General features: G+C 69.4%; 12 protein-coding genes. 10 read left to right on the top strand and 2 right to left on the bottom strand.

The window, feature by feature from the left end; genetic code table 11:
* Positions 1-84: 84 nt before the first annotated feature.
* From folE to F0U60_RS34860, 5 genes are all read left to right on the top strand, one after another.
* The gene (gene folE, locus F0U60_RS34880) at positions 85-648 is read left to right on the top strand and encodes a GTP cyclohydrolase I (RefSeq protein ID WP_395825592.1); all 564 of its coding nucleotides are present in this window, start codon (positions 85-87) and stop codon (positions 646-648) included.
* On the top strand, positions 645-2,075 hold the full coding sequence (locus F0U60_RS34875; protein ID WP_395806380.1) for an FAD-binding oxidoreductase: 1,431 nt from the start codon (positions 645-647) through the stop codon (positions 2,073-2,075). Before folE ends, F0U60_RS34875 begins: the two co-directional genes overlap by 4 nt.
* A gap of 224 nt (positions 2,076-2,299) precedes the next feature.
* Positions 2,300-3,049 carry an RNA polymerase sigma factor RpoD/SigA gene (locus F0U60_RS34870; protein ID WP_395806379.1) on the top strand — a complete coding sequence of 250 codons (750 nt, stop codon included), beginning with the start codon at positions 2,300-2,302 and terminating at the stop codon, positions 3,047-3,049.
* A 93-nt stretch (positions 3,050-3,142) separates the two neighbouring features.
* The gene (locus tag F0U60_RS34865) at positions 3,143-3,265 is read left to right on the top strand and encodes a hypothetical protein (protein WP_395806378.1); all 123 of its coding nucleotides are present in this window, start codon (positions 3,143-3,145) and stop codon (positions 3,263-3,265) included.
* Positions 3,262-5,118 carry an AMP-dependent synthetase/ligase gene (locus F0U60_RS34860; protein ID WP_395806377.1) on the top strand — a complete coding sequence of 619 codons (1,857 nt, stop codon included), beginning with the start codon at positions 3,262-3,264 and terminating at the stop codon, positions 5,116-5,118. Before F0U60_RS34865 ends, F0U60_RS34860 begins: the two co-directional genes overlap by 4 nt.
* 99 nt (positions 5,119-5,217) lie before the next feature.
* Here the strand turns inward: F0U60_RS34860 and F0U60_RS34855 are convergent, their stop codons facing one another.
* Both F0U60_RS34855 and F0U60_RS34850 read right to left on the bottom strand, forming a co-directional pair.
* Positions 5,218-5,451: a twin-arginine translocase TatA/TatE family subunit gene (locus tag F0U60_RS34855; RefSeq protein ID WP_395806376.1), complete on the bottom strand. Its 234-nt coding sequence runs from the start codon at positions 5,449-5,451 to the stop codon at positions 5,218-5,220.
* Positions 5,452-5,527: 76 nt separating this feature from the next.
* Positions 5,528-6,100 carry a sensor histidine kinase gene (locus F0U60_RS34850; protein WP_395806375.1) on the bottom strand — a complete coding sequence of 191 codons (573 nt, stop codon included), beginning with the start codon at positions 6,098-6,100 and terminating at the stop codon, positions 5,528-5,530.
* A gap of 627 nt (positions 6,101-6,727) precedes the next feature.
* Between F0U60_RS34850 and F0U60_RS34845 the strand changes: the two genes are divergently transcribed.
* The 5 genes from F0U60_RS34845 to F0U60_RS34825 all read left to right on the top strand — a co-directional run bounded on the left by F0U60_RS34845 (position 6,728) and on the right by F0U60_RS34825 (position 26,365).
* The gene (locus tag F0U60_RS34845; protein WP_395806374.1) at positions 6,728-7,099 is read left to right on the top strand and encodes a response regulator; all 372 of its coding nucleotides are present in this window, start codon (positions 6,728-6,730) and stop codon (positions 7,097-7,099) included.
* Between the two features lie 90 nt (positions 7,100-7,189).
* Positions 7,190-7,519 (top strand): SCP2 sterol-binding domain-containing protein, encoded by a 330-nt coding sequence (locus F0U60_RS34840; protein ID WP_395806373.1) that lies wholly within the window; start codon positions 7,190-7,192, stop codon positions 7,517-7,519.
* Positions 7,520-7,628: 109 nt separating this feature from the next.
* Positions 7,629-8,801 (top strand): CaiB/BaiF CoA transferase family protein, encoded by a 1,173-nt coding sequence (locus F0U60_RS34835; RefSeq protein WP_395806372.1) that lies wholly within the window; start codon positions 7,629-7,631, stop codon positions 8,799-8,801.
* Between the two features lie 326 nt (positions 8,802-9,127).
* On the top strand, positions 9,128-16,825 hold the full coding sequence (locus F0U60_RS34830; protein ID WP_395806371.1) for an SDR family NAD(P)-dependent oxidoreductase: 7,698 nt from the start codon (positions 9,128-9,130) through the stop codon (positions 16,823-16,825).
* Positions 16,826-26,365 carry an SDR family NAD(P)-dependent oxidoreductase gene (locus F0U60_RS34825; RefSeq protein ID WP_395806370.1) on the top strand — a complete coding sequence of 3,180 codons (9,540 nt, stop codon included), beginning with the start codon at positions 16,826-16,828 and terminating at the stop codon, positions 26,363-26,365.
* Positions 26,366-26,374 lie beyond the last annotated feature (9 nt).

Here is a 26,374-nt window from a genome sequence, read left to right as displayed (position 1 = left end):
GAAGGACGCGAAGGAGCGCCGCCTGTGGGAAAGCCCCGAGTACCGCGTGACGTGTCGAAAGGCGTGAAGCCCGACCGGGCGGCCATGGCCACGGCCGTCCAAGACTTCCTCCGCGCGGCGGGCCTGCCGTTGGAGGTCGACCCCAACCTCGCGGAGACGCCGGAGCGAGTGGCCGAGGCCTGGGCGGAGGAATTCCTCGACGGCTACGGGCGCACGCCGGAGGAGGCGTTGGGCGAGACGTTCCCCGCGCCGGCGAACTCGTCGGGGGAGATGGTGGTGGTGACGGACCTGCGCTTCCACTCCATGTGTCCGCACCACCTGCTGCCTTTCGAGGGCCGAGCGCACGTGGCCTACATGCCGGCGAAGCGCGTGGTGGGCTTCGGCCGGTTGAGCGCGCTGGTGGACTGCTTCGCGCACCGGCTGATCCTCCAGGAGGACCTGGCGCGCGAGGTGGCCTCCTCGCTGGCTCGCGTGCTGAAGAGCCCGGCCACGGCCTGCATCATTGAGGCGGAGCAGGCGTGCCTGCGCATCCGGGGAGACCGTCAGCGAGACGCTCGCACGCACGCGGAGGCGTATGAGGGCCTGCTGCGCAAGGACGGAGCGCTGCGCCGCGAGCTGTGGGCGCGACTGGGAGCCACGAGACGATGAGCCTGCCTGCGGAGCGGATGTTTCCCCGAGTTGACCCTTCCCTCATGGAGCGCGCGTACGCCGCGCTGGTGGAGGTGCTCTCGCCCGGACAGGTGCGCCGCGACGAGTCCACCCTGCACAACTACTCCAAGGACGAGTCTGACTCGGGCATCTACCCGCCGGATCTCGTGGTCTTCCCTGAGAACACCGAGCAGGTGTCCGCCGTCTTCCGTGTCTGCCAGTCGCTCGGGGTGCCCTTCACGCCTTGCGGCGCGCGCAGTGGAAAGAGCGGCGGCTCGCTTGCTCTCTTGGGGGGCGTAGCGGTGAGCCTGGAGCGGATGAACCGCATCCTCTCCGTGTCCGTGGAGGACCTCACCGCGGTGGTGCAGCCGGGCGTCATCACTGGCGAGCTGATGAAGGCTGTAGAGGAGCAGGGGCTCTTCTATCCGCCGGACCCGAACTCGTGGGAGTTCTGCACGATGGGCGGCAACGTGGCGGAGAATGCCGGCGGCCCTCGGGCCCTCAAGTACGGCGTCACCCGCGACTACATCATCGGCCTGGAGTGGGTGCTGCCCACCGGCGAGGTCCTCCGCGTGGGCCGCCGCACCATTAAAGGTGTGGCGGGCTACGATCTGGTGGGGCTCTTCGTGGGCTCCGAGGGCACGCTCGGGGTGGCCACGGAGATCACCGTCCAGCTCATCCCCAAGCCCCGGCACGTGAAGACGGCCCTCGTCGTTTTCGACTCGGTGCACACCGCCGCGCGCGCCATCACCGCCGTGCTGGCAGCCGGCATCCTCCCGCGCACGCTGGAGCTCATCGACGACGTAGCCCTCAAGGCCGTGGATGGCCGGGGCTTCAACTTCCCTCCGGGCGCTGGCTCGGCCGTCATCGCCGAGGTGGATGGCAACGTGGAGGAGGGCTTGTTCGCGGAGCTCGCGCAGCTCGGGGAGATCTGCGAGCAGCACGGCGCCAAGGAAGTCCTCGTGGCCCAGGACGAGTCCCAGCGAGAAAAGCTCTGGGCGGCCCGCCGGGAGGTCTCCAGGGCCCTGCGAACCCTTCGGCCGCACAAGATTTCAGAGGACATCGCAGTACCCCGGTCCCGTATTCCCGACATCATCCTGGCGCTCAAGAAGATGGGAGGGGAGCTCGGTCTGCCAGTGGCCACGTATGGCCACGCGGGGGACGGAAACCTGCACGCCAACATCCTTTATGAGGGCCCGCATCAGCGCGCCCTGGTGGAGACCGCCATCCACCGCATGCTGGAAATCACCGTCTCCATGGGGGGCACCATCACGGGCGAGCATGGAGTTGGGCACGCCAAGCGGGAATATTTGGCGCTGGAACAGCCCGAGGCCGTCCTGGACCTCCAGCGCCGCCTGAAGGGCTTCTTCGATCCTTCAGGTCTTCTGAACCCTGAGAAAATCTTTCCCGCGCCCAAGCGTTCTTAGTCCTACGCGGATACGCGAGCTCTCCGAGGGCAGAGGTCATTGTCCACCCGGCTCCTGGCTCGTCACGCTCCCGTGACTGGCCTGGCCCGCTTGTCGATAGGGTAAGCGGGAGAAATACCCCGGAACGGAAATGAGAAACCCTTCGGCACGTTGTGCGTCCTAGAGATGTGGACGCGGAACCGGGGGGCGAGCGCGTCCGACACAAGGGAACGGAGACGCGAAACATGGCGAACAGGACGATGAAGTATGGAGCCGAGGGCCTGTCGCACTACCTGCGTCACCTCGGGGATCATTCGCAGCTGACCCGAGAGCAGGAGTACGAGCTGGCCCGGCGCGCTCGCAAGGGAGATGAGTCCGCGAGGCAGACGCTCGCGACGTCCAACCTGGCCTTCGTGGTGGCGGTGGCGAAGAAGTTCGCCAACCGTGGCGCCCGGCTGGACGACCTCATCCAGGAAGGCAATGTAGGCCTGATGAAGGCGATCGAGCACTTCGATCCGAAGAAGAACGTGCGCTTCGCCACCTACGCGGTGTGGTGGATCCGCGCCTACATCACCCGGTACCTGAAGGACAACCGCAGCCAGGTGCGCGGCGGCGAGTCCGAGCGTGGCAGCATGACGGACTTCTCGCTCGATGCGAGCATCGACGAGGAGGGAGAGACGACCTTCTTGGATCGGCTGGAGGACAGCGGTCCGTCGCCTCAGCAGATCTTCCTGGGCCGTGAGCAGGATCAGGAGGTTCAGGAGGCGTTGGCCAAGGTTCGCAAGCGCATTGGCGACCTGGGCTGGGACATCCTCCAGGAGCGGCTCACGCAGGACAAGCCGCGCACGTTGGAGGAGCTGGGCCAGCGCTGGGGCGTATCGCGCGAGCGCGTGCGGCAGGTGGAGCTCAAGACGAAGAACTTCCTCGAGCGCTACCTGGCGGCCTTCAACCAGGACGAGGAGCAGCAGTCGTCTTCTTCGGCGGACGCCGCGTAACCGCCGAGCCCTATTCCATGTCCGCTATCCAACGAGGCGGTACCTGACGGTGCAAGAGGCACCGCAGGTGCCGCCTTCGTCATTGGGGGCTCGGTGGACCTGGAGGGCAAGTACAACGAGCGCCAGGACGTCGCGTTGAGGCTGGACCCGATGGACGAGCGCGGCGGACCTCTGCTGGGCATGGGACGTTATTTCTTTGAGGAGGAACTCAAATGAGGGCGGAATCCCAGCTAGACACTCCCGTCGCGTCGGCGCGCAACCTGGTCGAACTGCTGCTCCAACAGGCGCAGTCACCCGCGAAAGTCGCGGCGAGCAGAAAGACGGGAGGTCGCTGGGAAGACGTCACCTGGGGACACATCCTCGAGGAAGTGAAGGCGTTATCCGCCGGGCTCCTCGCACTGGGGTTGAAGCCGGGCGAGCGCGTGGCCGTCTTCGCGGATACCAGCCTGCAATGGGTGGTGTGCGACCTGGCCATCTCCGCCGCGCAGGCCATCACCGTTCCCATCTACGCGTCCAACACCCCGGACGAGGTCCGCTACATCCTCAACCACTCCGAGGCCTCGTTCGTCTTCGTGGACCATGACGAGAAGACGCCCAAGCAGGCTGGGCGCGCCACTCGCCTGCGGCAGAAGCTCGCCGAGTCTCCCAGCGTGCGCAAGGTCATCCTCTTCGAGGGCTCACCCTCCGGCGACATGGAGCTGACGCTCGAGGCGCTCGTGATCCGGGGGCGCGAGGCGCACGCGGCCCGGCCGGAGTCTTTTGACGAGCGGGCTCGCGCCATGGGCCCGGACGACGTCTGCTGCATCGTCTACACCTCTGGCACCACGGGCGATCCGAAGGGCGTGATGCTCACCCACGGCAACTGGTCCTACGAGGCCCTCGCGGTGAAGCGCATCTCGGTGATGCTACCCTCCGACTCGGTGATGATGTTCCTGCCCATGGCGCACTCCTTCGGGCAGGTGGTGAAGGCCGCGTGGCTGTCCATGGGCTTCCGCATGGTGTTCGCCGAGTCCACGGAGAAGCTGATGGACAACCTGATGGAGACGCACCCCACCGTCCTCCCGGCGGTGCCGCGCGTCTTCGAGAAGGTCTTCAGCAAGGTGGTGGCCGATGGCACCGCCGAGCCGGGAGTGAAGGGACGGCTGGTGCGCTGGGCCTTCGCGCTCTTCGACGAGTACGTGGAGGCGAAGAACCAGGGCCGTGAGCCCCACATGGTGGGCCTGGCGCTGGCGCGGAAGCTGGTGTTCAGCAAGGTGCGCGCGAAGCTCGACGCGAAGCTGGGCGGCAACCTGCGCTTGTTCGTCTCCGGCGGCGCTCCGCTGTCCCGGAAGATCGCGTACTTCTTCGAGCTGCTCGGCTACAGGGTGCTGGAGGGCTACGGCCTCACCGAGACGTCGGCCGCCTCCTTCGTCAACCCGCCCGAGCGGATCAAGCTTGGCACCGTGGGCCCGCCGCTGCCCGGCACCGACGTGCGGATTGCTCAAGACGGGGAGATCCTCATCCGCGGCCCGGGGGTGATGAAGGGCTACTACAAGAACCCCGAGTCCACCGCCGAGGTGCTCGAGCCCGATGGCTGGTTCCACAGCGGCGACATTGGCGAGGTGGACGTGGACGGCTACCTCCGCATCACGGATCGCAAGAAGGACATCATCGTCACGTCCGGCGGGAAGAACATCTCGCCGCAGAACATCGAGAACATGCTGAAGACGCACCCGCTCATCAGCCAGGCCGTGGTCCACGGCGATAAGCGCAAGTACCTGGTGGCGCTCGTCACGGTGAGCGAGGAGCCCGCGCGCAAGCTGCTCACCGAGAAGGGCAAGACCCCCGGCTCCTACGCGGAGCTGGGCCGCCAGCCGGAGCTTCAGGCCGCGGTGCAGGAGATCCTCGACAAGGTGAACGCGGAGCTCCCGTCCTACAGCACGCTCAAGCGCTTCGCGGTGATCGAGTCGGACTTCAGCCAGGAGTCGGGAGAGCTGACGCCGAGCCTCAAGGTGAAGCGCAAGCACGTCAGCCAGAAGTACAAGTCGGTGCTGGACGGCCTCTACGAGAAGGGCGACCTGGCGGATTGAGCCTCGGTACAAACGCCTCGAGCACCGACACCTTTCACGCGCTCCCGGACAGGGGAGGCGGCTCGGGTGCGGTGCTCGGTGAGGCGAGACGAGGAGGACTCAGCTCTGCTGGCTGCCCGTCCGGGCGCCGACGTCCTTCTCGACCGTGGTGCTGCTGGCGAGCGACCCCGGCTGCTTCTTGTCGTCGGCGGCGGACTCCTCGCCTCCGAAGCCACGCTTGAAGTTGCGGATGGCGCTCCCCAACGCGGAGCCAAGCTGCGGCAGGCGCGAGCCCCCGAAGAGGAGCAGCAGCACCCCCATGATCAGCAGAATCTCCGACATCTTCAGACCCATCACACGCACTCCTTGAAAATGGCCAAGGCAGGATAGCCTTGACGTGTACGGGTCGCCAGCACGACGAAGAGGAGATTCAGGCCTGGATGCCCACCGAGGTAGCGAGAGCGATGGGGAGTGTAAGGAAGAGGGTGCTGCCTCCCGCATCCGTCGTCACCCCTACCGAGCCGCCGAGCGCCTCCACCTCTTGCCGGGCGAGGCCCAGGCGCAGCGGATCCTCCAGCTTCTTCTCTCGGAAGGCGCGCTCCTCACGCGCAAAGGTGAGCTCGGCTTCCTCGTCCGACAGGGGCACGCCGTCGCGCCGTACCTCTACCCGGAGGCTGCCGCCCTCCGGTCGTGCCCGCACGCGGAGCTGCTCCCCTGCCTGGGCGCGCAGCAGGTGGTGGCGGATGAAGGCCTCCACGGCGTGCTGCACGCGGCCCCCGTCCACATCCACCTCCGGCAGAGGCCCGTCCGGCAGCTCCAGGCTCAGCGCCACGCTCGCCGTGCCTGCGGCCTCCAGGTTGTGCTCCACGGCGTTGGCGAGCAGGGGCTCGAGCGCTTGCCGCTCCCGTTCGCACGCCAGCATGCCCAGATCCGCTCGGCTCGCGTCGAAGAAATCCTGGGCAAAGGAGAGCGCCTTGTCCGTGTTCCGGAGGATAGTTTCCAACCCGCGTTTCGCCTTCGGTTCGAGCGGAATGCGGCCATTGAGCAGCAGGGCCGCGTAGGAGCGCACGTTGGCCAGGGAGCCCCGCAGATCATGAGAGGCCAGCCCCAGATAACGGACGCGGCGCCGGATGAGCTCCTCGTCCCCCTCCAGCGGCTGCGTCCACACCAGCCGCGCACCGTCCTCCATGGGGCGCTCGCCCGCACGGAGCAACCGCCCTTCATGCTCCCACACGTCCGCACCTGGACGCCGACGAAAGCCCGCTCCCTCCAACAACTCCGCCACCGAGCCCACCACCTCGGGGAGACGTTCCACCCCCAGGTGGGTGCGCAGCCGTCCATCCACTTCCCGCAGATGGCCACGCCGCGAGAGGATGGCGAAGCCGGGCACTTCTTCCTCGGCCGCCCTCCGCTGTTCCCCCTCGTACCTCACGCCTGCCGTTTCCTCGCTCATGGGTTAGGAGAACGGTGGGGTGGCAATGTCGATTTTGCAACGAGACTGCCTCTCTGCCCTACGAGCTGGTTGATTTCTTCCGCACCTTCCCGCGCCTTGAGAGAAAATCGAGGGTGCGCGCAACCTCAGGAGAAAAATCTGTCCTCAGCCAATTTTCAGCACCCAGGTTCCCATGTCGTGCTGGTGGTCGATGACGACCCCGACATTCTTGAGGCGCTCTCTGAGATCCTCGAGGCCGAGGGCTTCGAGATCCGTCGCGCACGCAATGGGAAGGAAGCACTGGAGCGGCTCGAGCCGGATCCACCCCAGCTCATCCTGCTGGACTTGATGATGCCGGTGATGGACGGGTGGGAGTTTGCCCAGCGCATGCGGCAGAAGTCCTCCGTGGCCCGCATCCCCATCATCGTCCTGAGCGCGGACCGCAACGTGGGCAGCAAGGCCACGGACATTGGAGCGGTGGGGCACCTGGCCAAGCCCTTCGAGCTCAACGATCTGCTGGACATGGTCCGCCGCTCGTTGGGTCAGGCTCACGCCAGTACGGGGCGTTGAGCGGCACCTGCTGGCTTGACCTACTGGGCCCCCATCATTACGGTCCGAACCGGCGTTGATTCACCAATCAATCCTCAAAAGGAGAGAGTCATGGCGAGCGCGCAGGACATTCTCGAGCAGGACATTCCGGCCGTGCTGCAGCAGAAGCCGGAGTTGGCCAAGGACATCAACTCGGTCATCCACTTCAACATCACCGGCGACAACGGGGGCACCTGGACGCTGGACTGCACCAAGCCGGCTGGCTGGGTGACGAAGGGCGCCGAGGGCACCCCGAAGATGACCGTCACCGTCAGCAACGATGACTTTGTGAAGATCCGCGCCAAGCAGCTCAATGCCCAGATGGCCGCCATGCAGGGCAAGCTCAAGTTCAAGCCGATGGACATGGCGCTGGCCATGAAGTTGGCCAAGCTGCTCGGCTAGACTCACCGGAGACGCGCCCCCCGGGCGCGGTCCTCCGCGAGCGGCGCGTGCTCCTCCGTGGGGGCCGCGCCGCTTCTTTTTTGTCCTCGCCCCCCTCGCCCCCACCCCCATGAACACGCTGCCCCTGACCGGACTCAAGGTTCTGGATCTCTCCCGTCTGCTGCCAGGTCCCTACGCCACGCTGGTGCTCGCCGATCTGGGCGCCACGGTGGACAAGCTCGAGGACCCGGAGGGCGGTGACTACATCCGCCACATGCCGCCCCTGCGCGACGACGAGAGCGCGCTCTTCTACGGGCTCAACCGGAACAAGCGCTCACTCGTCCTCAACCTCAAGAGCCCCGAGGGGCGCGAGGCCCTGAAGCGGCTGGTGCGCAGCTACGACGTGCTGCTGGAGAGCTTCCGGCCCGGTGTCATGGACAAGCTGGGCGTGGGCTGGAGCGTGCTGCACGAGCAGAACCCGCGGCTCGTCTACTGCGCCATCTCTGGCTACGGGCAGACGGGGCCGGATCGGTTGAAGGCGGGGCATGACCTCAACTACGCGGCGCGTGCGGGTGTGCTCGGCTACGGCGGACAGGCGGACGGTGCGCCAGCCTTCCCTGGGGTGCAGCTGGGCGACATCGGCGGCGGGAGCCTCTTCGCGCTGGTGGGCATCCTCGCGGCGCTCCACGAGCGCGAGCGCACCGGACAGGGCCGCTTCGTGGACGTGTCCATGACGGATGGCGCCATGGCCTTCCTCCACATGCACCTGGCGGCGCGGCTGGTGATGGGTGAGCAGGGCCAGCCCCTGCGCCGCGGCCGGGAGACCCTCAACGGCGGCCAGGCTTGCTACGGGCTGTACCGTACGAGCGATGATCGCTACCTGTCCGTGGGCGCGCTGGAGCCCAAGTTCCTCGCCGGGGTGTGCGAGGTCCTGGGCTGCCCGGAGTTGCTCGCGGATGCGTACGACACGGGCGAGGCCGGCATGCGCGTGAAGGCTGAGTTCACACGCCGCTTTGCCGAGCACCCGCTGGCGTACTGGAAGGAGCGCTTCGCGGGCAGGGACGTGTGCGTCGAGCCGGTCCTCGAGGGTGATGAAGTGCTCGAGGATCCACAGCTCCGCGCACGAGGTCTTTTCGTGGAGTCGGAAGATACCCAACGTGGGCGGAGGGTGACCCACCTCCTCACGCCGCTGCGCCTGGGCGAGACACCGCTGCGCCCTCCACCCACAGTGGGACAGCACTCACGGAAAATTCTCTCCGAGGCTGGCTTCAGCCCAGAAGAAATCGAAAGACTGGTCAACTGAGTTCTGCCAGGAATTGGCGAGCGGATCATTGCGAGAGATACGAGGCGTCAGGATTCCCGGATCTCCCGTAAAGATTGCGGGTCTGCCTTTACCCGCTCGTCACGTAAAGTGAGACATGCGATTTTGGAACGTACAGAGGCGACAGCTCGCATTCACCGCGAGTGCTGTCTGGTCGCCAGCTGGGGGGAATGGCAACCGTGAGAGTGAGAACGTGCCAGGCACACGAAAACGAGTGAAACCCGCCAGGGTCGTAATTCATTGACGTCGGCCTGTTGACACTCACCGACAGCGCAGTGGACCTTTGACGGACAGAGGGAAGGCAACACATGACGGAAAGCGAGATCCAGTCGGGTCTGGGCACCGGTGCCGCCACGCAGGCGGAGCGGGAGTCGGGGGGCGCGGAGGTTGGAGTCGTACAGAGTGTCAGGGATGCGGAGCCCATCGCGGTGGTGGGGCTGGCGTGTCGTTATCCAGGCGCACCCGACGCAGAGGCATTCTGGCGGCTGCTGTGTGAGCGGAAGGATCTGCTCCAGGAGGTCCCGCAGGAACGCTGGGACAATGGCGTCTGGTACGACGCGGATCCTCAGGCGCCGGGCAAGGCGAACACCCGCCATGGCTACTTCCTGGAGCGGGTGAGCGGGTTTGATCCGCTCTTCTTTGGGATCTCCCCGCGCGAGGCCGCGGAGATGGATCCCCAGCAGCGGTTGATGCTGGAGGTGATGTGGGAAGCGCTGGATGACGCGGGCGTGCCGGCCTCGAGCCTGAAGGGCTCGCGCACGGGCGTGTTCATGGGCGCCATCTGGCACGACTACGCGGACCGGCACCTGAGCGAGCGCGCGGCGGTGACGCTGCACAGCGCGACGGGACAGTCCCTCAACATCGTGGCCAACCGGCTGTCGTACGTGCTGGGACTCAAAGGGCCGAGCCTCACGGTTGACACGGCGTGCTCGTCGTCGCTGGTGGCGGTGCACCTGGCCTGTCAGAGCCTGCGCTCGGGTGAGTCGCGGCTGGCGCTGGTGGGCGGCGTGAACCTGATGTTCTCGCCCGAGGCGAACGTGCTGCTGTCCAAGTTCGGCGGGTTGTCGCCGGACGGCCGCAGCAAGGCGTTCGCGGCGGGCGCGGATGGGTTCGGACGAGGGGAGGGCGCGGGGCTGGTGGTGCTCCAGCCGCTGTCGGCCGCGCTCGCCTCGGGAGCGCGCATCTACTGCATCATCCGCGGCAGCGCGGTGAACAACAACGGCACCGGCAACGGGCTCACTGCGCCGAGCGTGCCCGGGCAGGCGGCGCTGCTGCGCGAGGCGTACGCACGCGCGGGTGTGCCCCCCAATCGCGTGCACTACGTGGAGACGCACGGTACGGGAACGGCCCTGGGAGACCCCACCGAGGCAAGTGCCCTGGGCGCCGCGCTCGGCGAGGGACGGGCCATTGATCGGCCGCTGCTGATTGGCTCGGTGAAGGCCAACATCGGGCACCTGGAGGGGGCCGCGGGCATCACCGGCCTCATCAAGGTGGCGCTCTCGCTGTCGCGTCGGCTGGTGCCACCGCACATGATGCACGGCGAGCCCAACCCCCGCATCCCCTTTGGCGAGCTGCGGCTGAGCCTGCCGCAGAAGTTGCTGCCGTGGCCCAGCGAGGACGAGCCCGCGACGGCGGGCGTGAGCGCGTTTGGCTGGGGCGGCACCAACGCCCACGTGGTGCTGGAGGAGTCGCCGGTAGGGCGCGAGGAGCTGCTGCCGCTCGCGGCGGACTCCGAAGCGGAGCTGCTCGCCCAGGCCGCGAAGGCGGAGGAGCTGGTGCAGCACGAGGAGTCGCCGGTGTGCGTGCGCGACCTGTGTCGCACCTGGTCCTTGCACGTGGGGACGGGGGGCCACCGGGCCGCCTTCACCTTCCGCACTCGCGGGGAGCTGGCCACGCTGCTGAAGTCCTTCCGGCAGGGAAAGCGCCGGGCGGGCCTCTTCACGGGAGAGCCCGGCGCTCCGGCCCGGGTGGCCTTTATGTGCGCGCCCCAGGGCTCGCAGTGGCCCGCGATGGGACGCGAGCTGCTGGCCACGGAGCCCGTGTTCCGCGCGCGGGTGGAGGCGCTGGACACCACCTTCATGCCGCTGGCGGGCTGGTCGCTCGTGGAAGCGCTGAGAGATCCGCACTCGCGGGTGCTGTCGGACGAGGACGCCGCCGAGCCGCTGGCGCTCGCGGTGCAGGTGGGGCTGGCGGCGCTGTGGCGCTCCTGGGGCGTGGAGCCCGAGGCGGTGGTGGGCCACGGTGTGGGTGACGTGGCCGCCGCCTGCATTGCCGGTGGGATGGATGCCGCCGACGCGGTGTGGAAGGTGTACCGCGCAAGCCGCCTGCGGCAGTGGGACTCGCTGCGCGACGAGCTGGAGGCGGCTCAGGATGGGCTGTGGGCACGCGAGGGCGGCGTGCGCTGGCTGTCCACCGTGGCGCGCGAGATGGGTGTGGAAGGCCGCACGGGTGATGCACGCTGCCGCACCCTGCGTCAGCCGGTGCGCTTCGCGCAGGCCTCCGAGCGGCTGATCTCCGACGGCATTGATTGCTTCGTGGAGCTCAGCCCCCACCCGGTGCTGTGCCGCCCCGTGGAGCAGTTGCTGCGCAAGGCAGGGAAGACGGGCGTGGTGGTGGGCTCGCTGCGGCGAGACGAGGCGCGCGGCTCCCTGCTGGAGTCGCTCGCGGCGCTGCATGCGCGCGGCGTCCAGGTGCGCTGGGAGGCGCTGCCTCCACCGGAGGTGCCGGTGGCCGAGCTGCCCTCCCCGAATCGGCCGGCAGCGGTACCGGGTCGCACGGAGCTGCTCCCCCTGTCCGCGCAGACGCCCGAGGCGCTCGTGCAGGCCGCACGCTCGCTGCTCGCGCGCCTGGAGGCATCGCCTCTGTCGTTGCACGACGTCTGCTACTCGGCCTCTGTGCACCGCTCTCACCTCAACCACCGGCTGGCGCTGCTGGCCCGCACGCCCACCGAGGCCCGTGACGGTCTGACGGCCTTCCTGAACGGGGAGGTTCGCCCGGGGCTCTCTGTCACCCGCCATGCGGATGGCCGGCACCAGCCCGTGGTGTTCGTCTTCCCCGGCCAGGGCTCGCAGTGGCTGGGCATGGGCCGCCAGCTCATGGCCGAGGAGCCCGTGTTCCGCTCGGCGCTCGAGCAGTGTGATGCGGCGCTGCGCCGCTTCGTGGACTGGTCGTTGATGGAGCTGCTGTCCTCGGACAACGCGGCGTGGATGGAGCGCATTGATCAGGTGCAGCCCGCGCTCTTCTCCCTGCAGGTGGCGCTGGCGCGGCTGTGGCGCGCCTGGGGCGTGGTACCCGACATGGTGGTGGGCCACAGCATGGGCGAGGTGGCGGCGGCGCACGTGGCCGGGGCGTTGGATCTGGTGGACGCGGCTCGCATCATCTGCCGCCGCAGCCTGCTGCTGCGCCGCGTGAGTGGCCAGGGCGGCATGGCGGTGGTGGAGCTGACGATGGATGAGGCGCGCACCGCCATCCGCGGCCTGGAGGACTGGCTCTCCGTGGCGGCCAGCAACAGCCCGCGCTCCACCGTGCTCTCCGGCGAGCCGCACGCGCTCGCCCAGGTGCTGGAGAAGCTGGAGGCGCGCCAGGTCTTCTGCCGCCGGGTGAAGGTAGACGTGGCCTCGCACAGCCCGCAGATGGAGCCGCTGCGCGAGGACCTGCTCCAGGCGCTCGAGGGCCTGGCGCCCCGGCGCGGAGAGGTGCCTCTGTACTCGACAGTGACGGGCGCGGTGTCGGACGGCGCGGACCTGGAGCCGTCCTACTGGGTGCGCAACCTGCGCGAGCCCGTGCTGCTCGCCCCGGTGGTGGAGAAGCTGGCCACCAACGGGCACTCGCTCTTCGTGGAGGTGAGCCCGCACCCGGTGCTGCTGCCCTCTATCGAGCAGACGATCGCCCACCTGCGCATGGAGGGGACGGTGCTGCCGTCCTTGCGCCGCGAGCAGCCCGAGCGTGAGGTGATGCTGGAGACGCTCGGCGGCCTCTACGCCGCGGGTCGCGAGGTGGAGTGGAAGGCGCTGCATCCGGAGAGCGGTCGCCTGGTGCGGCTGCCGGACTATCCCTGGCAGCGCCAGGACTGCTGGTTCCAGCCGGGTGTGGCGAACCCCGAGCCGAAGCAGAGCCAGCCCAAGCAGGGCCACTCACTGCTGGGTCCCGTGCGCCGCTCCTCGCTGCGGCCCGGGGCCTTCTTCTGGGATGTGGAGGTGGGGGTTCGCAACCAGCCCTGGCTGACGGATCACCGGGTGCAGGGCACCATCATCCTTCCCACCACGGGGTACCTGGACTGGGTGCTGACGGCGGTGCAGTCGGCGCTCGGACCCGGGCCGTGGGTGCTCGAGGACGTGCGCATTGACGATGCGCTGGCGGTGCTCGGTGACAGCACGCGCATGGCCGAGCTCCTGGTGGACGTGGGCTCTACAGGCGCCATCTCCTTCAAGGTGTCCAGCTTCATCCCCACGCCGGGCGGCAGTGGCGCGGAGATGTGGACAGTGCATGCCAACGGGCGCGTGCGCGCCTCGGACTCCAACGGGCGTGGCTCGCTGCCGCTCGTCATGGTGGACGAGGTCCAGCGGCGTTGCTCCGAGGTCCGCATCGGCGAGGCGCACTTCCAGGAGATGGAGCTCCGTGGGCTCCAGTACGGCCCCACCTTCCGGGGGGTGAAGGAAGTCTGGCGCAAGGACGGCGAGGCCGTGGGCCGCATCGAGGTTCCCGAGTCGCTCGGGCCCGCGAGCGAGCTGCACCCTGCCGTGCTCGACGCGGCGTTGCAGGTGCTGCTGGAGGCCTTGCCCGCGGGGGATGCCACCTTCGTCCCCGTCCGCCTGCGCCGCTTCGAGGTGCTGCGCCGAGGCACGCCGCAGTGGGCCTTCGCGCGCCTGCCGCCCCAGGAGTCTTGGCGCAAGGACGCTCCCCTAGAAGGGAATGTCATCCTGATGGACTCCCAGGGCGTGCCCCTCGCGGAGGTGGAGGGCCTGGAGCTGTCCGCGCTGCCGACACGTTACGGCCGCGCCCGCTCGGAGCAGGATCGCTCGCTCTTCGAGCTTGCCTGGCGCCGGGTGGGGCTCCCCGCGGTGTTCGAGCCCGGTTCGGACGAGGCGCCCTGGCTCATCTTCCAGGACGCGTCTGGCGTGGGCGGCGCGCTCGCGGAGATGCTGGAGTCCTGGGGCGGCTCGTGCATCCGGGTGGAGGCGGGAACGGGCCTGCGGCGGCTCGGTGCGCGCCACTACACGGTGACTCCCGGCGTGCGCGAGGAGCTGCACACGGTGTTGCAGCAGTGCTTCCCTCAAGGGACGCCCTGCGCGGGGGTGGCGTTCCTGTGGGGGTTGGATTTGCCGATGCCGGACGTGCCGGGAGAGCAGGCGCTCGACGAGGTGGTGCGCGTCTGCGGCGGCGCGCTGCGCGTCGTCCAAGAGGTGGTGCGGCTCGGGTGGAGGGATCCGCCGCGCCTGTGGCTGGTGACGCGAGGCGCCTATCCAGTGCAGGGTGCGCCCGCGACGGGTGCGCTGCAGGCCGCGCTCTGGGGACTCGGGCGGGCGGTGGGACACGAGCACCCGGAGCTGCGGTGCACGTGCGTGGACCTGGATCCCTCGTCGGCGCTGGTGGACGTGGAGGCGCTGGGTCGTGAGCTGGCCGCACGGGCGGAAGACGAGCAGGTGGCGCTGCGCGCGGGGGCTCGCTTCGCGGCGCGGCTCGTCCGGCGCACAGGCGCGAAGGAGATGCTGACGGAGCCGCTGCTGCCCGCGGCGGGACGCGCCTTCCAGGTGGAGACGCCCCCGGCGGGCTCCTTTGGCGGCGTGGTGGTGCGCATGGCCGAGCGGCGCCGGCCTGGTCCAGGTGAGGTGGAGATCGCAGTCGAGGCCTCGGCCCTCAACTTCATCGACGTGATGAAGACCATGGGCCTCTACGTGATGAAGAACACGGGCAAGGCCCCCGGTGTGCCGCTGGAGGGCCTGCCGCTCGGGCTGGACTGCGCCGGCCGGGTGCTGGCCGTGGGCGAGGGCGTGACGGACCTGGCCGTGGGAGACGAGGTGGTGGCCTTCGCGCCGTCCGCCATGGCCTCCCACGTCGTCACGGATGCCCGCTTCGCCGTGCGCCGGCCCCCGGGCATGAGCGCGGTGGAGGCGAGCTCCATCCCCAGTGTCTTCATGACGGCCTGGTACGCGTTGAACCACCTGGCCCGGTTGCAGCGGGGGGAGCGCATCCTCATCCACTCCGCCGCGGGCGGGCTCGGGCTCGCGGCGGTGCAGATCGCCCAACTGCTGGGGGCGGAGGTGCTCGCCACGGCCGGTACGCCCGAGAAGCGCGAGCTGCTGCGCTCGCTGGGCATCAAGCACGTGATGGACTCGCGCACGCTCGCCTTCGCGGATGAGATCATGCGCGTGACGAGCGGCGAGGGCGTGGACGTGGTGCTCAACTCCCTCTCCGGCGATGCCATCACCCGGAGCATGGAGGTGCTGGCGCCGGATGGACGCTTCCTGGAGGTGGGCAACCGCGACATTCACGACGGCCGGGCGCTGGATCTCTCCCAGTTCCGCCGCCGCCTCATCTACGCGGCCATCGACCTGGTGGGACTGAGGGAGCAACGGCCGGCGCTGTGCTCGCGGCTGCTGCGCGAGGTGGTGGAGCAGATGGCCTCGGGCGCGCTCATGCCCGTGCGCCACCGCGTCTTCCCCGTGTCGCAGGTGTCCGAGGCCTTCCGCGAGATGGCGCAGGGACAGCACGTGGGCAAGCTGGTCGTCACCCTGGAGGATCCGGAGCTGCGCGTTGTGCCACCGCGTCCGGGCTTCCGGGTGCGCGCGGACGCGACGTACCTCATCACCGGAGGACTCGGTGGCCTGGGATTGGAGGCGGCTCGCTGGTTGGTGGGGCATGGCGCGCGCAACCTGCTGTTGCTGGGCCGCAACGCCTCACCCACGGCCGTTCTTCCCGAGGTGGAGCAACTGCGCGCCGCGGGTGCTCGTGTGGAGGTGATGCGGGCGGACGTGGCGGACGTGCGGCGCTTGGAGGATGTGGTGGCGCTCACGCACGGGGACATGCCGCAGCTGAGGGGCGTGCTGCACTGCGCGGGTGTGCTCGATGACGGCATCCTGGAGCAGCAGGAGCCGGCACGGTTCCGCACGGTGATGTCGCCGAAGATCCAGGGCGCGTGGAACCTGCACATGCTCACCCGGGAGGAGTCGCTGGACTTCTTCGTCCTCTACTCGTCCATGTGTGGGCTGCTCGGGCTGCCAGGCCAGGGCAACTACGCGGCGGCGAATGCGGCCATGGACGCGCTGGCCCACTACCGGCGCCAACAGGGGCTGCCAGCACTGAGCGTGAACTGGGGTCCCTTCTCCGAGGTGGGCCTGGCTGCCGCCAGCTCCAACCGAGGCGAGCGGCTGGCGTACCGTGGCATGGCGAGCTTCGCCCCGCAGCATGGCCTGGTGATGCTCGAGCGCTTGCTGACCGAGGGCGCAGTGCACGTGGGCGTGGTGGCTCTCGATGTGCGTCAGTGGCTCGAGTTCTTCCCGAGCGCCGCGTCGCTGCGCATCTGGGAGGAGTTGGCCTCGGAGCGCAGCGAGGGGCAGCGAGGTCGATCCGACCTGTTGCTGGAGCTGCGCCGAGCTGCCGCAGGCAAGCGGGCAGGCATGTTGGAGGGCTACCTGAGGGATCGGCTCGCCCAGGTGCTGCGGATCGATCCGTCCCGAGTGGGGCGGCACGAGCCGTTCCGTGGGCTCGGGCTGGACTCGCTGATGAGCCTGGAGCTGCGCAACCGCATCGAGGCCGCACTGGAGTTGAAGCTGTCCGTGACGCTGCTGTGGGCGCACTCCACCCTGGCGGCATTGGCGACGTACTTGTTGGATCAGATGGGGCTCGCGCCCAAACACGAGGCGGCGGCTCCCGCTCCGGCGGAGCAGCCCCTGCTGGTGGCCAAACCCTCTGTTCCGGAGTCCGATTCTCACCAGCCCACAGATCTGCCCGAAGGGAAGTTGCTCGAGATGGTGGATGACGTGCTGGCGGCCTGGGAGGACGCCTAAGTGACCGAGGACGTGAAGGACGAGCTCAAGCAGCGCCTGGCGCGTGCGGTCATGGCGATGCAGAAGATGCAGGCCCGCATCGACTCACTCGAGCGGGCCCGCACCGAGCCGATCGCCATCATCGGCATGGGCTGCCGTTTCCCGGGCGGCGCGGATACTCCCGAGGCGTACTGGGAGTTGTTGGCGTCCGGCCGGGAAGTCATCCGCCGCGAGCCCTCCTCCCGCCGTGTCGGGCCGGACACGGGTGCGCCTCGCTGGGCTGGCTACCTGGAGGATGTGAGCGGCTTCGACGCGGAGTTCTTCGGCATCTCTCCGCGCGAGGCCGCCAGCATGGATCCGCGCCAGCGCCTGCTGCTGGAAGTGGCCTGGGAGGCGCTGGAGCACGCGGGGCAGGATCCAGAGCGTCTGGTGGACACGTCCACGGGCGTCTTCGTGGGCCTCACCGGTGACGACTACGCGAAGCTGCTGCCGTCCGAGCCGGAGCTCATCGACGCGTACTTCGGCACGGGCAACGGTCACTGCTTTCCGCCTGGGCGCGTCTCGTACACGCTCGGGTTGCAGGGGCCGAGCCTCGCGGTGGACACGGCGTGCTCATCCTCGCTGGTGGCGCTGCACCTGGCTTGCCAGAGCCTGCGCAATGGCGAGTGCAGCGTGGCGCTCGCGGGCGGCGTGAACCTGGTGTTGGATCCGTCCGTCACCGAGACGCTGGTGCGCATGCAGGCGCTCTCCCCGAACGGACGGTGCAGCGCCTTCGACGCGCGGGCCAACGGCTTCGTGCGAGGCGAGGGCTGTGGCCTCGTGGTGCTCAAGCGGCTGTCGGACGCGCGGGCGCAGGGGGACTCCATCCTCGCGGTCATCCGAGGCTCGGCTGTGAACCAGGATGGGCGCTCGCAGGGACTCACCGCGCCCAACATGCTCGCGCAGCAGGCCCTGCTGCGGCAGGCGCTGACGAACGCGAAGGTGGAGCCCTCCGCCCTTGGCTACGTGGAGGCGCACGGCACCGGCACGCCGCTCGGAGACCCCATCGAGGTCGAGGCCCTCACCGAGGTGCTCGGCAGGCCGAGGCCGGACGGCTCGCGGTGCGCGCTCGGCTCGGTGAAGACCAACATGGGCCACCTGGAAGCGGCGGCGGGCATCGCCGGACTCATGAAGGTGGTGCTCGCGCTTCAGCACGAGGCCATTCCCAAGCACCTGAACTTCAGCCGGCTCAACCCGCGCATCCGGCTGGAGGGCACGCCGTTCTTCATCCCCACGGAGCTGCTGCCGTGGAAGCGCTCGGCGGCGCCCCGGTTGGCGGGGGTGAGTGCGTTTGGCATGAGCGGGACGAACGCGCACGTCATCCTGGAGGAGGCGCCTCTTCCGGCCACGCCCGCGAGCACGCCCGCTCCACGCCCCGCACACCTGCTGACGCTCTCGGCCCGAAATGAGGAGGCGCTGCTGGTCATGGCGCGCCGCCAGGCCGAGTACCTCACCGCGCACCCGGAGTTGGATGCGGCGGACGTGTGCTTCACCACCAACACCTCTCGCACGCGCATGCCGCACCGGCTGACCGTGGTGGGAGGCTCCACGCAGGCGCTGGCGACGAGCCTATCGGCGTTTGCCTCGGGGACGAGGCTGGAGCAGGTGTCCTCCGGCAAGGCCGGACACACTCCGCCGAAGGTGGCCTTCCTCTTCACGGGCCAGGGCGCGCAGTTCGCCGGCATGGGACGGCGGCTCTACGAGACGTCCGAGGTGTTTCGCGACGCGCTGGAGCGTTGTGCCGCGAGGCTGAAGCCGCGGATGGATCTGCTGTCGGTGCTGTACCCGAAGGACGGAGCGCCATCGCTCATTGACCAGACGGCGTACAGCCAGCCCGCGTTGTTTGCCCTGGAGTACGCGCTGGCGGAGCTGTGGCGCTCGTGGGGCGTGGTGCCGGACGCGGTGATGGGCCACAGCGTGGGTGAGTTCGCTGCCGCGTGTGTGGCCGGCATCCTCTCGATGGAGGACGCGCTGGACCTCATCGCCGAGCGCGGACGGCTCATGCAGGCGCTGCCCTCGGGGGGCGTCATGGCCACGGTGTTCGCCACCGAGGCACAGGTGGCGCCGTTGCTCGCACCGTACCGGGACCGCGCGTCCATCGCCGCGTACAACGCGCCGGGCCAGCTCACCTTGTCCGGAGCCGCGGAGGCCGTGGAGCGCATCACCTCGGCGCTGGAGGCCCAGGGGCTCGCAACGCGCAAGCTCAATGTCTCGCATGCCTTCCACTCGCCGCTGCTGGAGCCGATGCTCGAGGCCCTGGAGGCCAAGGCGGCGCGGATGGTGCGCGCGCCCGGGCAGTTGCCGCTCATCTCCAACGTGACGGGCCGGCCCGTGGGGCCGAATGAGCTGGGTGCTCCGGGCTACTGGCGCCGCCATGCGCGCGAGCCCGTGCGCTTCCAGGCGGGCATGGAGTCCCTGCGCTCGCTGGGCATCGACACCTTCGTGGAGGTGGGGCCGCACACCACGCTGCTCGGGCTCGCGAAGTCGTGCCTGGGAGAGGGGCCCGAGTGGCTCTCCTCGCTGCGCAAGGGCAAGGATGATTCGGAGCAGTTGCTGAGCGCCCTCGGACGCCTGTTCATCCGGGGCTTCGCGCTGGACTGGCGCAAGGTGGACCCCGAGCCCGCACGTCGCAAGGTGGTGCTGCCTCGCTACCCGTGGCAGCGCCAGCGGTACTGGGCTCTCCGGGAGTCGTCTTCCACTTCCACGGGGAAGCCCGCTCAGGCTCCGCGGGTCGAGGACTCCCCGCCAGGAACAGGAGGACCCGGGGGCGAGCTGTACGGGCTGGAGTGGCAGCCCGCGGCGCGCACGGAGTCCTCTTCGACATCGGCCCGTGGCACCTGGCTGTTGTTGTGCGATCGCAGCGGGGTGGGCGAGCAGCTCGCTGCGCGCATCGAGGCGCAGGGAATGGCTTGCGTGAAGGTGTCCTCGGGAGACACCGCCACCCTCGAGCGGGTGTGGCGCGAGCGCTTCTCCGCGAGCGCACCGTGCGCGGGCGTGGTGTACCTGTGGGGCCTGGACGTGACCGGCATGGAGGGCGCGGGCATCCGCGAGGCCTGTGAGGGAGTGGCCTCCGTGCTGCGCGTGGTGGAGGGCTCGCCGCAGCCGGGCGGACGGTTGTGGATGGTCACCCGGAGTGCCCAGGGCGCGGGCAGGGCCAAAGTGGAGCCTGCCCAGGCGCCGCTCTGGGGACTCGGGCGGACCGTGGCGTTGGAGAGCCCGGGGCACTGGGGTGGGTTGATTGACCTCGGTCCCGAGGATGGCGCGGAGCAACTCTGGGCGGAGCTGCACTCGGCGGGGCGCGAGGACCAGGTCGCCCTGCGAGGCGGCCAGCGCTATGTGGCGCGGCTCGTGGAGCGCGCGGCCGCGGAGTCCCGGCCCGTCCCGGTGGATGCGAAGGCCACGTACCTCATCACGGGAGGCCAGGGGGCGCTTGGGCTCGAGGTGGCGCGCTGGCTGGTGCGTCGGGGCGCGAGGTACCTGGTCCTCACCGCGCGAAGCGCCTTCCCCGATCGTTCGCAGTGGGACTTGCTGCGGGCCCAGGGCGGTGCGCAGGCCGAGCGGATCTCCGCGGTGCGCGAGCTCGAGGCGGCGGGTGCCGAGGTGCTGCTGGCCCAGGCGGATGTGAGCCGACGCGATGCAATGGCGGCGCTGCTCGAGCGGGTGCGGGCGATGATGCCTCCGGTGCGCGGCATCGTTCACGCGGCGGTGGTGTCCTCGACCGCGCGGGTACGGGAGTTGGATGCGGCGACGCTTGAGCGCGTCCTGGCCCCGAAGGTGGACGGCGCGTGGAACCTCCACGAGCTGACGCGGGAAGACCCGCTGGACTTCTTCATCCTCTTCTCATCCATCTCCTCGGTGTGGGGCTCGGCGGGCGTGGGTCACTACGCCGCGGCCAATGCCTTCCTGGATGCGCTCGCGGCACACCGGCACGCCCTGGGCCTGCCGGCGTCGAGCATCAACTGGGGACTCTGGCGCGGCGAGGGCGCGGCCACTGCCGAGGAGAAGCGCTGGCTGGACAGCGTGGGCGTGGACGGGCTCGATCGAGAGTCCGCGCTGGCGTGGATGGAGCGGCTCGTGGGGGCTCGCGTGCCCCAGGCCGTAGTGGCCAGTGTTCGCTGGGAGCGCTTCCGGCCCATCTTCGAGGCCCGTGGCGCGAGGCCCCTGCTGGAGCGGATTCGCACGGAGACGGCAGCGCAACCCCAGGAGACTCCGGAGGCGAAGGCTTCCACTCCGGCACCGTGGCGCGAGGCGACCACTCCCTCCGCTCGGCGCGAGGCGTTGCGGAGCCTGGTACAGGAGACGGTGTCTCGCATCCTCGGCCTGGGGCCCGAGCAGACGCTCGACGCCGAGCGTGGCTTCCAGGAGATGGGGTTGGACTCCATCATGGCGGTGGAGGTGAAGGTCCGCCTGGAGGCGTCGCTGGGGCTGCCGCTGCCGGCGACCCTGGCGTTCAACTTCCCGAGCGTGCGGTCCCTGACGGAGCATCTCGTCTCGTTGGTCGAGGCGGAGGCGCCGCTCGCTACCGCACCCGAGGCTTCGAGAGAGGCCCGGACGGACGAGCCCATCGCCATCGTCGGCATGGCCTGTCGGCTGCCCGGCGGAGCGGACACGCCCGAGGCGTTCTGGAGTCTGCTGCGCGAGGGGCGGGACGCCATCTCGGAGATTCCCGCGGATCGCTGGGACGTGGATGCCTGGTACGACGCGGATCCCGAGGTGCCGGGGAAGATGTACGTGCGCGCCGGAGGGTTCCTCCGCGAGGTGGACCAGTTCGATCCCCGGTTCTTCGGCATCTCGCCGCGTGAAGCGGAGAGCATGGATCCGCAGCAGCGGCTGGTGCTGGAGGTGGCCTGGGAGGCGTTGGAGCGCGCGGGCCAGGACGTGGCCGCACTGCGCAACACCCGCACGGGCGTCTTCGTGGGTATCACCACGGCGGACTACGCGCGAGTCATCCTGCAGGGACGCCCGGAAGAGGTGGATGCGTGGTTTGCGTCGGGGACCTCGCTGAACGTGGTGGCGGGACGCCTCTCGTACACACTCGGCCTGCAGGGTCCGAGCATGGCGGTGGACACGGCGTGCTCGTCATCGCTGACGGCGTTGCACCTGGCCTGCCAGAGCCTGCGCTCCGGTGAGTCGACGATGGCGCTGGCGGCGGGGGTGAACCTCATCCTGTCGCCCGAGCCGATGATGGCGGTCTCCAAGGCGCGGATGCTCGCGCCGGATGGGCGGTGCAAGACGTTCGACGCGTCGGCGAATGGCTTCGCGCGTGCCGAGGGCTGTGGCGTGCTGGTGCTCAAGCGGCTGTCGGAGGCCCAGGCGAATGGGGACGACATCCTCGCGGTCATCCGTGGCACGGCGGTGAACCAGGACGGGCCGAGCAGCGGGCTCACGGTGCCGAACGGACTGGCGCAGCAGGCCGTCATCCAGCAGGCGCTGGGGCGCGCGGGAGTCTCGCCCGCCGAGGTGAGCTACCTGGAGGCACACGGCACGGGAACGTCGCTGGGAGACCCCATCGAGGCGGAAGCGATGTGGTCGGTGCTGAAGGAGGGGCGCAAGGGCGGGGAGTCGCTGTGGATGGGCTCGGTGAAGACAAACATCGGCCACCTGGAGTCCGCGGCGGGCGTGGCGGGCGTGATGAAGGTGGTGCTGGCGATGCGCCACAAGCAGCTGCCAGCGCACCTGCACCTGAAGAAACCCAACCCGCACATCGACTGGAAGGGGATGGGCGTGAAGGTACCGGCGGAGTTGACGGCGTGGGAGCCAACGCAGGGCCGGCGCGTCGCGGGAGTGAGCTCCTTCGGGTTCAGCGGGACGAATGCGCACGTGGTGCTGGAGGAGGCACCGCCAGCTCCCGCGCGGACGCAAGAGGTCGAGCGACCGGCGCACGTGCTGGTGCTGTCTGCGAAGAGCCCGGAGGCACTGCGCGCCCAGGCAGGCCGCTACGCGCGGGCGCTGGAGGAGGGGAGCGCGGAGCTGGGAGACATGTGCTTTACGGCCGCGGCGGGACGAGCCCACTTCGAGCATCGGCTGGCGGTGGTGGGTGGCAACGCGCAACAGGTCCGGGAGCAGCTGTCGGCGGCGGAAGCAGGTCGAGAGGTAGAGGGCGTGCTGTCGGGGCGGACGCAAGGCGAGACGCCGAAGGTGGCCTTTGTCTTCGGCGATGAAGCGGGCCTGGGCAGGGAGCTGTACGAGACGCAGCCCAGCTTCCGTGAAGCGCTGGAGAAGTGCGGGGAAGCACTGAAGGGAGTGCTGGAGAAGCCGCTGGTGCAGGTGCTGTACGGCGCCGAGTCCGCACTGTTGAAGGAAGAGGCCTACGGCAGGGCCGCGGTGTTCGCGGTGGAGTGGGCTCTGGCACAGCTGTGGCGGGCGTGGGGCGTGGTGCCCCAGTCGGTCGTGGGGCGGGGCGTGGGCGAGTATGTGGCGGCGGTGGACTCGGGAGTCTTCGGCCTGGAGGAGGGGCTGAGACTCGCGGTGCGCAAGGTGCCGCTGGTGCGCACGGAGACGGGCAAGTCCGGGAGCGCCGAGGCCCTTCCCGTGCACCTGGGCGAAGCCACATGGCCGGAGCTGCTGAAGACGCTGGGGACGCTGTACGTGAAGGGCGTGGAGGTGAATTGGGCCGCCTTCGATGCCCCCTATCAGCGTCGCCGAATCACTCTGCCCACCTATCCCTTCCAGCGTCAGCGCTACTGGTGGCGCGGCGCCTCTCCTCGCTCGGGGCTCACGCCTCGGAACGAGCAGGTGCTCACGCCTCACTTCGGACGGCGGTTGCGCTCTTCCGCGCTCGATGCGCTCGTGTACGAGACGACCTACGGGCCGTCCCGGCCAGCGCATCTCAACGATCATCGCCTGTTCGGAACGCTCGTCGCGGCGGGGTCCTCGCACGTGTCACTGGTCCTCTCGGTCATCGAGGACGCGTACGGCTCACCCGCGTGCACGCTGGAGAACCTGGCCTTCCCCCAGGCGCTGGTGCTCGCGGATGACGAGGAGCGCACGCTGCAAGTCATCCTCACGCCCCAGGAGCAGGGCAGCGCGTTCGAGGTGAAGTCGCTCGGCGACACGGACGGCGCGGAGACGTGGGTGTTGCACGCCAGCGGTGGCGTGCGCGTCGGCCAGTCAGCGCAGCCGGCGCCGTGGGCGTCGCGCGAGGAGCTCCAGGCTCGCTGCCAGGAACGCCGCTCGGGGGACGAGCTCTATCGGGCCATGCGTGAGCAGGGCTACACGCTGGGCTCGGGCTACCAGTGGATCAGCTCGGTCGCTCGCGGTGGGAATGAGCTCCTCGGAGAGATGCGGCTGCCCCCGCTGCCGGACAAGCTGGAGGACTACCCGCTCTACCCAGGCTTCGTGGACTCGTGCTTCCAGGTGCTCGCGAGCTGGACATTGGATCTCCAGGCGGAGCAGGCGGACTCACTGCTCATCCCCTTCAGCGTCGCGCGCTTCACCGTCTACCGACGGCCGCGAGGGACGGTGTGGTGCCATGCCCGCATCGAAGGGGGCGGGAAGGCCGAGGCGGGTGAGCCCATCGGGGGTGACCTGCGCATCTTCGACGAGCAAGGACTGGTGGCGGAGGTGCTCGGCTTCCGAGGGCGGATGGCGAGCCGGGAAGCAGTGCGCCGGGGTACGCATGCGCGGAGGGAGGAGGCGCGCTACGAGGTCCTCTGGCGACCCGAGCCCGAGTCACGGCCTGTCTCAATCCCCGAGGTGGACAAGACGAAGTCCTGGGTGCTGCTCCTGGACGCACAGGGCGTGGGCGAGCGGCTCGGGCGCATGCTGGAGGCGCACGGCGCGCCCGTGGTTCGCGTCCGCCCGGAGGAGGTCTCGCGCGTGTCGAGTGAGACCTTCGGGTCGAGCGACTGCGCGGGGGTGGTGTACCTGTCGGGCCTTGATCACACCCTCGCGGAGGACGCGCCTGCGGAGTTGGTGCAGCGGGCCGCACTGGATGCGAGCGGAGGTGCCCTGCAGCTTGTGAAGGCGTTGGCAGGCCGGAACGAGGCACCCCCGGTGTGGTTCGTCACCCGTGGCGCGCAAGCCGTGAAGGAGACGCGCCCGGCGCTCGCGCTGGCACAGGCTCCGTTGTGGGGGCTCGGCCGGGTGATCGATCTGGAGCGCTCCGAGCTGAGCTGCACCCGTGTGGACCTGGATCCCGAGGACCTTGAGGGCAGCCTCCAGCTCCTGCTCGCCGAGCTGAGTGGCGGCGGGCGTGCTCCCGAGCGGGAAGTGGCCTTCCGCGGAGGCATGCGCCTGCACCCGCTGTTGCGCGAGGACAAGGGCTCGCGCGGTGGCACCCTCACGCTCCGCGCGGACGCCACCTACCTCATCACGGGAGGGCTCGGAGGGCTGGGCCTGGAAGTCGCGCGGTGGATGGTGGAGCAGGGCGCGCGTCACCTGGCGTTGGTGGGGCGCCGTGCGCCATCGGCCTCGGCGTCCGAGGCGGTGCGTGCGCTCGAGAAGGCGGGAGCCCACGTCACCCTTGCCTCTGTGGATGTCTCGCGCGAGGCGGAGGTGGCGCAACTCCTCCAGCAGCTCGACGCGGACGCTCCGCCGCTGCGTGGCATCGTCCATGCCGCGGGTGTGCTCGATGACGGGGCGCTCGCGCAGCAGGACCTGAAGCGCTTCGCGCGGGTGATGGCACCGAAGGTGGCGGGAGCGTGGAACCTGCACCGGCTCACCCTGGACCGGCCACTGGACTTCTTCGTCCTCTTCTCCTCGGCCTCCGCGACGCTCGGCTCGGCGGGACAGGGTAACTACGCCGCGGCGAATGCCTTCCTGGATGCGCTCGCGCACGAGCGGCGTGCCCGCGGGTTGGTGGCGCAGTCGCTCGACTGGGGACCGTGGGCGGAGACCGGCATGGTGGGCGCGTCGGATGGGCATGTGGCGCGTGCACTGGAGCGCCGGGGCATCCGGCCGCTTCCGACGCGGCAGGCCCTCGCGCTGTTGGGCGAGGCGCTCGCGAGCAATCGGCCCCAGGTGGCCCTCATGTCTGTGCAATGGCCGGTGTACCTGGAGGCGCTTGGCGCCCTGGGGCGCTCGTCCTTCTTCGAGGCACTGGCTCCGACGCGGAGCGCTGCTCCCCGAGGGGCCGTGGAGCCCTCGCAGCCGCGCTACCCACTCGCAGAACGGCTGCGAGAGGCACTGCCCCACGAGCGCCATCGCGTGCTGGCACGGAGTCTCCAGGAGGAGATCGCGCGAATCCTCCGACTGGACGCCACGGGACTCGACTGGCGGCAGGGGTTCGCCGAGCTCGGCATGGACTCGCTGATGGCCATTGAGCTGCGCAATGTGCTGCAGAAGGGGCTCGGGGTGTCCGTTCCGGCGACGGTGGCACTGGACTACCCGACCATCGACTTCTTGGTGCAACACCTGTTGAGCGAGGTGCTGAAGCTCGATGTCGAGGAGGCACCGCGCTCGCCCGTAGCGCTGTCTGTCCCGGTGCCAGCGCCTAGGGATGAGCGAGAGATGGAGCTCGACGCCCTGTCCGACGCCGAGCTGGCGCGGCTGGTAGCCGAGGATCTCGCCAGGGATTCGTGAAGGAGCGGA

Source organism: Archangium minus, assembly GCF_044360475.1.
In the GTDB taxonomy this organism is placed as follows: domain Bacteria; phylum Myxococcota; class Myxococcia; order Myxococcales; family Myxococcaceae; genus Archangium; species Archangium minus.
Note: the sequence above shows the minus strand (reverse complement) of the source record. Positions and strands in the feature narration are given on the sequence as shown.